The organism is Selenomonas sp. oral taxon 892 str. F0426, assembly GCF_000468035.1.
GTDB lineage: Bacteria > Bacillota > Negativicutes > Selenomonadales > Selenomonadaceae > Centipeda.
Genome location: NZ_KI260534.1, coordinates 1 through 6,724, shown reverse-complemented (window position 1 = coordinate 6,724; position 6,724 = coordinate 1). Strand labels below are relative to the sequence as shown.

At 42.0% G+C, this 6,724-nt stretch carries 7 protein-coding genes; 4 read left to right on the top strand and 3 right to left on the bottom strand.

What is annotated here, in order from left to right:
- Positions 1 to 88 precede the first annotated feature (88 nt).
- The 3 genes from HMPREF1992_RS03780 to HMPREF1992_RS10940 form a co-directional block, all read right to left on the bottom strand.
- Positions 89 to 1,555, bottom strand: coding sequence for a hypothetical protein (locus tag HMPREF1992_RS03780; protein ID WP_021684516.1), 1,467 nt, complete (start codon positions 1,553 to 1,555; stop codon positions 89 to 91).
- Between the two features lie 252 nt (positions 1,556 to 1,807).
- Positions 1,808 to 2,677, bottom strand: coding sequence for a hypothetical protein (locus tag HMPREF1992_RS03775; RefSeq protein WP_021684515.1), 870 nt, complete (start codon positions 2,675 to 2,677; stop codon positions 1,808 to 1,810).
- Positions 2,678 to 2,681: 4 nt separating this feature from the next.
- Positions 2,682 to 3,446, bottom strand: coding sequence for a hypothetical protein (locus tag HMPREF1992_RS10940; RefSeq protein ID WP_051290484.1), 765 nt, complete (start codon positions 3,444 to 3,446; stop codon positions 2,682 to 2,684).
- A 353-nt stretch (positions 3,447 to 3,799) separates the two neighbouring features.
- Here HMPREF1992_RS10940 and HMPREF1992_RS03765 point away from each other — a divergent pair, with 353 nt between their 5' ends.
- From HMPREF1992_RS03765 to HMPREF1992_RS03750, 4 genes are all read left to right on the top strand, one after another.
- Positions 3,800 to 4,120, top strand: a complete 321-nt coding sequence (locus HMPREF1992_RS03765; RefSeq protein ID WP_021684513.1) for an HTH domain-containing protein — start codon at positions 3,800 to 3,802, stop codon at positions 4,118 to 4,120.
- Positions 4,121 to 4,204: 84 nt separating this feature from the next.
- Positions 4,205 to 4,753 (top strand): N-acetylmuramoyl-L-alanine amidase, encoded by a 549-nt coding sequence (locus HMPREF1992_RS03760; protein WP_021684512.1) that lies wholly within the window; start codon positions 4,205 to 4,207, stop codon positions 4,751 to 4,753.
- 14 nt (positions 4,754 to 4,767) lie between these two features.
- A complete protein-coding gene (locus HMPREF1992_RS11995; RefSeq protein WP_021684511.1) occupies positions 4,768 to 5,148 on the top strand; it encodes a holin family protein in 381 nt (126 codons plus the stop codon).
- Between the two features lie 41 nt (positions 5,149 to 5,189).
- Complete coding sequence (locus tag HMPREF1992_RS03750) at positions 5,190 to 6,653, top strand: hypothetical protein (protein WP_037358474.1); 1,464 nt, start codon at positions 5,190 to 5,192, stop codon at positions 6,651 to 6,653.
- The last annotated feature ends 71 nt before the right edge of the window (positions 6,654 to 6,724 follow it).

Genomic DNA, 6,724 nt, shown 5'->3' with positions numbered 1-6,724 from the left:
CATTATTTGTGTGACGATCCTATTTTTATTTAAAAATCCCCCCTAGATAAAGCGAAAATCAGCTTAATCTGAGGGAGGATGAATACAACTAAATTTGCTCGTATGAATTTTTCTTGTTCGTACCCTTTTGTGCCGCAACCATTTGTATGAGTATGGTATTGATGCGCTTCTTAATGGAGGTGATCAGCTCCTCTTTTTGGTCGGGCGGCATATAGGATTTTTTGACCGTTTCAAGCTGATTACGCAGCTTGCGGAGTTCTGCATCGAGAGGATTGTTTTTCTTCCGAGACTCGGTTTCCTCGTCTCCCTGCACATTTTTCCCTGCGAGTTCCTGTTTGGTCCTCGCGCGCGTCCAGCGCCCGTCCGGCAGCTGGTACTGGAATGCCGGATCACGGTCGGCAATCATATTTCTGAGGAATTTAACTTCATCGGCGCCTTCAGAGAGTGCCTCGTCAATTTCCGATGCCGTATAACGGATTGTCGATGTATCGTTGCCGCGGATACTGCGCTGCAGTTGCGCGTAAGTATTCTCTTGACCTTTTTCGTTTAGGGCGGCACGCCAGAGATCACCGGTTTCGTGGTAAACGCCGGATTTTAACGCATTATCGATTGTAAAAAATTTCCCTCTTGTGAGCCGGGATAAAGATTCACGATAAGCATTTGCCGTGTCATTGAGTCCTGCATCTTTCAGTGCGGATAGAATTTCTCCGTGACTGTTATATGCCCCCTGCGCTACTTTTACCCAAATATCCTCTGCTTCGCGGTGGCGCGCCATGAAGTCAAGCTGTTTGACGCCGATATTGGCGAGTGAGCCGTTGTACGCATAGCGCATTGATGCCGCATACTTTGTTCCCGGAGAGTCAAAATCCGGCGCAACGAATACCCCCGCACGGCTTTGTAATTCACTTGCATAGGATTTTGCCCGTGCGTATTCTTCACTCGTGTATTGTCCGCGGGCAATGCGTTTACCGGCTTCTTTATCTGCGGCTTCTATATTGGCGATCGCACCCATCGCGGCAAACATGCGGTTATACCGTCGAAACTCCTCCGCACCGCCCGTGCGAATTTTATTTGCGAGGTTACGGTATTTTTCAAAGCGCTCATTTGACTCCGCGTGCAGAGGTGTAAAGAAATCAAGATGTTTTTGTGTGTCATGTTCGTCATAGAGATTTAGTCCGAGGAGAAAGTCGCCCTTGAGGTCGGCTTCGAGATCGGCGGGGTCGATCTGCTCGAACATATCGTTGAAGTCTTTCTGAGCCTTCTCCGTCACTTCTTTTTGGCGCGCACGGTATTTTTCTTCAAATTCTTTGTCCATACCGGTGGTGACCGTTCCGTCAAATCGTTTGAAGTTGCTCAGAATCCAACGAATCCTGTCTGCCGGATCCATGTTTTCGAGGCGTTCGCGTACACTCAAGTCCACTGTATAGGCAGGAGATTCCTGCGTCTGTGTTGGTTGCTGCGCTGTCGACATCTTTTGATGACCGGGAGATGTATGTTGCTTGGCATCTACAGCTGGGACAGCGGTAACGCTCGTATGTCCAACCTTGATCGACATTGTGTCACACTCCTTTGCTGACTATTTCCTCTAGATACTTTTACTTATGAAACGATAAAACTATCATATTATATATCGAAACATCTGCTGAAGAAATTAAGGTATATTCGTGTGATTAATTACACAAATTGCCTATTTTGTGAAGTAGGGGCTAATGAATTCTCTGTGTAGTCAGTTAGCAAAACTAATAAGTATATTTCATAAAATCTGCTTTATTGGTTTAGATTGATTTCGGTAATTGTGTCTCGTTAATTACTTTTTTGAGTTCTCTAGATCACTCAAAATCCACAACAACTCAAAAAGCTCACGATTTAGATATCCATGAATAGTGCTTATGAGATTAGGATTGATATGCTCTTCCTTAACAAGAACTCTAATTCCTTGTTGACATCTTTCAGTAACTTCAGGAAAATTACACTTCAGAGTAAGACATTTTTGAAAAAGTCCGTAAGAAGTATATGGCAAATTACGGGCTAAGCTTGCACGAGCCCAATTCAATATCAATATCATCAATAATGGTACATATTCTTCCAAGTCACTTATAAAACCCATTCCGATATATAATCTTGAGAAGTATAGGAAGTCTAAATAATATTGATTGATAGGTGAGAGTGTTTTTCGCTCGCTAGATATAAGATATTGATCTATATAATGAAAATTTTCGATCGTTATATTCGAGATGGGTGCTTCTTTCCAATTTTGTATCGCTGTATGAAGAAAATCATTCTTCCATAAGTTAGTTGAATCAAAATGGGGTATATAGGGAGTATCTACAAACTGTGAACAAGAATATCCCTTGTTAACGGTATTTGTGAAAACAGCCTCTGCAAGTATCCCGCCACGCGCTATAAAGCCCATTCGAAAATAGCTGCTTTTGATAAATGAGTTCATGAAATCTCCCAATAAGGGAGAGAGCGCCTCCGTAAATCGATGAAATAAATCATCATTTAGATCCTCGGGAATATTGTAAAGTTCAACATCTGCATAATCTATGAATACGGGCTTTCTTTCAGGATCACTACGCCCAATATTTTTTAGTTGCATATCCGGGTGCAATATCCCTTGTAGCATTATATTTGCAGCAAACTCTCCTAAATCAAAAGATGCTTTTTTCTCGTCCATGTAATTATTCTCCTATCATTAAGAACTGAACTGTACAAACATCCATCAATGAAATAACAATAAAAATCGCTGTACAATTATAGGTTTTAGCACTCACAAGATTATTCATGAAACTTTGGGATTGCCAATTATTTATGGAAGTATCCCCTTTTATAAATAATCCATCTATTGTTGTAGACACTTGTATAACACGGGATCTATGGCGAAAAAATGTTTGAAATTCATAATTCGCCGTTAGTTTGTATATCCCCTGAGCGGAGAGCCGTTTGGAGGAATCTACGCTATTTATATTCATAATTATTCTGTTATTGTCAAATGTGAATGTGCTTCTGTAATAAATTTTTTTAAGGGGGAATATATTTTTTTCTACTTCTGAAGTTGGTATATCGGCCGGTTTGATAATATCCAACAGAATATTTTCAAGCAATTTGGCGCATGTTTCAGTAGGATCATTGCTCGTAATCCCCAGCTGCTCTAGCCAAGTGACTACGTTATCATATGAATCGGATTCATCTAGTCGGTTCCACATCCAGTCGGAAAATTTTTTCAGATCGCGATGATCATAAAGATATTGTGCGTGTTTCCAGGGAAGTCTTCTTCTGCCACTAATATATCGCGCATGTGTGTCCGGCTTATATTTTAATATCTCACAGGAATCCATCGCACCATCTTTAATGAAATTTCCAATAAGTTCAATGAAGTAAAAACTGCGGTGCTTTCCCATTGAGAGATAAGGTGAAAGAGTAGAAAAATACTCAGAAAATTCCATATTATCCTCCTTTTTAAATATAAATTACTGTCCGAACTTGTCCGAAAACATCCGATCCATCCGGGTTTTGCATATGTTCTTTTGATAAAATTGGAACAGTAATTTTGTTTTTGTGATTACGATGCACTGTTCTTAAATAAATATGACGAGGCATAAATCGTATACAACCAGTGAGGCTCCCCTCAAAAATATATGTTGATCGAATCAGCTCTTGCTAGAAGAACATATGGTTTTTCGTATTGCTTGCAACATAGCGGAAAGCAAAATCTTTCAAAAAAAACGTTTTAACTGTCAACTTGGAGCTTACAGTTAACCATTACCATATGAATCAGCAAGGCAGGGGGTGATCAGCGATGATACAGATTGATCGCCGCGCAGCAATCTTGGATGTTCTACATCAGCGAAAGTACGATACGATGAGGAACCTTGCTCATGAGTTTGGCGTTTCTCGTCAGACCATTCAAAAGGACATCACCGCATTATCGCTAGATCATCCGGAAATAGACGTCCGCTCAGGACGTCATCAAGGTGGCGTCTTCATCAAAGATGGATTTCGCTCCGACCGACGGTATCTCAATCCGGGTGAAGTCGAATTGTTGGAACGTCTAAGAGACAGGGAATCTGGTAAAGATCGCCAAACGCTAGACGGAATACTCCGCCGCCTTGCCATATAACTGAACGGAGGTGAAGAAATGCTGATGCGTTTTCTGTGGTTTCCGTAGCAAAAGAACATATTCTTAAAAGAGGAGCGTGATGCTATGCGTATCTGTTTAAATCCAGGACATGATATCCATTGGGATAGTGGAGCTATTAACGCTACATTGGGCTTACGAGAATGCGATGTCGTACTGGATATTGGGACACGAACTGAAGCTTATCTCGAGGATGCAGGTTATGAAATAAAGCTCATCCAAAGTAATAATCTGGGTGGGGAATGTCCTGCTCTTCCTTGTGTCGTTGATACAGCCAATCAGTGGAAAGCCGATTTGTTTATCAGTCTCCACTGTAATGCCTTCAACGGCGTAGCTCGAGGAACGGAAACGTTGATTTACCAGTTAGGCAGTTCCGCTCATCAGCTGGCCGCTTTTATGCAAAAAAGTATCGTTTCTAGTATTGGAACGATAGATCGGGGAATTAAGGAACGCCCTGAACTCATTGTGCTAAATAGTACGATGATGCCCGCGATCCTTATCGAGTTAGCGTTTATCGACCAGAATGATGATGCCGACCTGCTCGTGCATCATGCAGATAGCTTCGCGAAAGCAATTGCCACTGGCTTGATAAATTATCGGGAGGGATTGACATAGGGGACTTCTCGGATATGCGATTGTACGCAGTATGGATAGCTGCAGTTCTAAGTGAATTTCTCGGAGGGATGGATGCTATTCTTTGCCCTTTGATTATATTCATGATAGTGGAATACAGTACGGGGCTTTTATGTTGTATCGTCGGGAAATGGCGTTTCAGCAATAGGGGAGTCAAAGCCGTATTCCGTAAGCTCACTATTCTTTGCTTGGTAGGAATCGCAAATACTCTCGAAAAAAAATTTTTTGGAACAGGATCGTTCATACGAACAAGCATGGTTCTCTTCTATATTTCAAGCGAAGGGCTTTCTATTTTAGAAAATGCTGTGTCTATGGGTGTGCCTGTACCCAAAAAGCTGCGGCGAGTTATAGCTCAACTCCCTAAACGGCAACGGTAAAATGTTAATGATACATGATAAATGCAAGAAAGGTGATAAAAATGTTTAAGGATGTAAATACTGAACTGAGCGCAGAAAATGTAGCCTCTACGGGAAATGTTGATATCAATTTATCTCCTATAGCAGATATTTCGGAGCTCATTGAAAGTAATCTCACGCCTGCACAAAATATTGTCAATGCTGACCTGCAGAACGCAAAAGTTGCGCTTTCAGAAGATATGCTCTTTAATGAAGGCCTGAGTGCAGATGAATTGCGTATTTGTGCTGCAAAAGCTAAAGGCAATATCATGCGGCGCATGTCCGTGGTTTCGGCGAATACTGCGTCTGGAACCCCCATTGATGTTAGCTCTGCTATTCCTGCAAATGTTAACACTCTCTATACAATTAATGGTTTAGCGCCGGGCAAACACCTCCTTGTGAAAGTTGAGACGGCCGGAATCGCTAAACTGACATCGGCTATTTACTTTTCTGCTGCTATGTCTGTGGGGAGCGTGATCTTTACTGTAGATGAGAATAGCGTGCCTACGATCGTAGCTGACAGTATCAATGTAATTGAAGAATATGATGTTCTTTCCTGTTTGCCCAAAGGTAGTCCTTACTATGTACTCTATACCGTATATGCTGGTACTGGAGCAATGGTTTTGAGACTACAAACATCCGAGTCATATGATTCGAATGAACCAAATGATGCTCCAAGTCAAGCAATCCTTCGACACGAAGAGGTGTATTTGCAGGACACTTTTGACAATTCGCTCGATACGGATTATGTGCATCTGCAGATCACAAAGCCGGAGACAATGATCCTGAATTTGGCATTTGTGGATAAGCATCTTACGGGAACCATTAAGTTTGGTATTTACCATAAGTCTGATGAAAATGGAAATGCTGTTAACAGATGGATTCTAAAAGGGGCACAACTCGCACTCCCGACATTCGGCCTGCCGTGGGAAAATACGGATTTGAAGGGGGATTTCTATATCTATCTTCAGTATGAAAGCGGAGACATCCTCAATCGACCGTATGTGTTCTGTTTGACGCCGGCATCAAAACTCCCCTGCCCGCTATATATTAAGACAGGAGAAAAGGGCATGACTGGGGTACAGTCCGGTTATATTTACGGCTACCATTGGGTAATGGGGGGGTTCAAAGTCATTTCGGACTTCAGGGATGGTCTCTCAAAGAATGTAGACGGGCTTTATCCTTGCTTCGTTACACAGCTTCATGTCATTGGAAAGGATCAACATGGACGTGAAGATCCTAACAATATTGGTCATTCCGGGTTGGTCATTACAACGCCGGACGGTATTACCACAATCAGTGCGCTTCTTCCTTGGTCATATGGACAAGATAATCTGTTCCACGGAGCATATTTCGAACATCGATATGATGTTAATAGGGTTCTTTTCACTTTCCTTACATATGATCCGAACACCAAACAAGCTAAAATGGCGCCGAATGCGGGTACTGTTTGCGAGTTTGAGAAATTCTTGAATGTGCAGAGTTAACACCTAACGGTTAAGCATTCTCACCATAGGATCGTTGCATTATTTGTGTGACGATCCTATTTTTATTTAAA

Bases quoted from the DNA above. Each gene is read 5' to 3' on its own strand.
- HMPREF1992_RS03780 (WP_021684516.1), bottom strand. From the start codon at position 1,555: ATGTCGATCAAGGTTGGACATACGAGCGTTACCGCTGTCCCAGCTGTA.
- HMPREF1992_RS03775 (WP_021684515.1), bottom strand. From the start codon at position 2,677: ATGGACGAGAAAAAAGCATCTTTTGATTTAGGAGAGTTTGCTGCAAAT.
- HMPREF1992_RS10940 (WP_051290484.1), bottom strand. From the start codon at position 3,446: ATGGAATTTTCTGAGTATTTTTCTACTCTTTCACCTTATCTCTCAATG.
- HMPREF1992_RS03765 (WP_021684513.1), top strand. From the start codon at position 3,800: ATGATACAGATTGATCGCCGCGCAGCAATCTTGGATGTTCTACATCAG.
- HMPREF1992_RS03760 (WP_021684512.1), top strand. From the start codon at position 4,205: ATGCGTATCTGTTTAAATCCAGGACATGATATCCATTGGGATAGTGGA.
- HMPREF1992_RS11995 (WP_021684511.1), top strand. From the start codon at position 4,768: ATGCGATTGTACGCAGTATGGATAGCTGCAGTTCTAAGTGAATTTCTC.
- HMPREF1992_RS03750 (WP_037358474.1), top strand. From the start codon at position 5,190: ATGTTTAAGGATGTAAATACTGAACTGAGCGCAGAAAATGTAGCCTCT.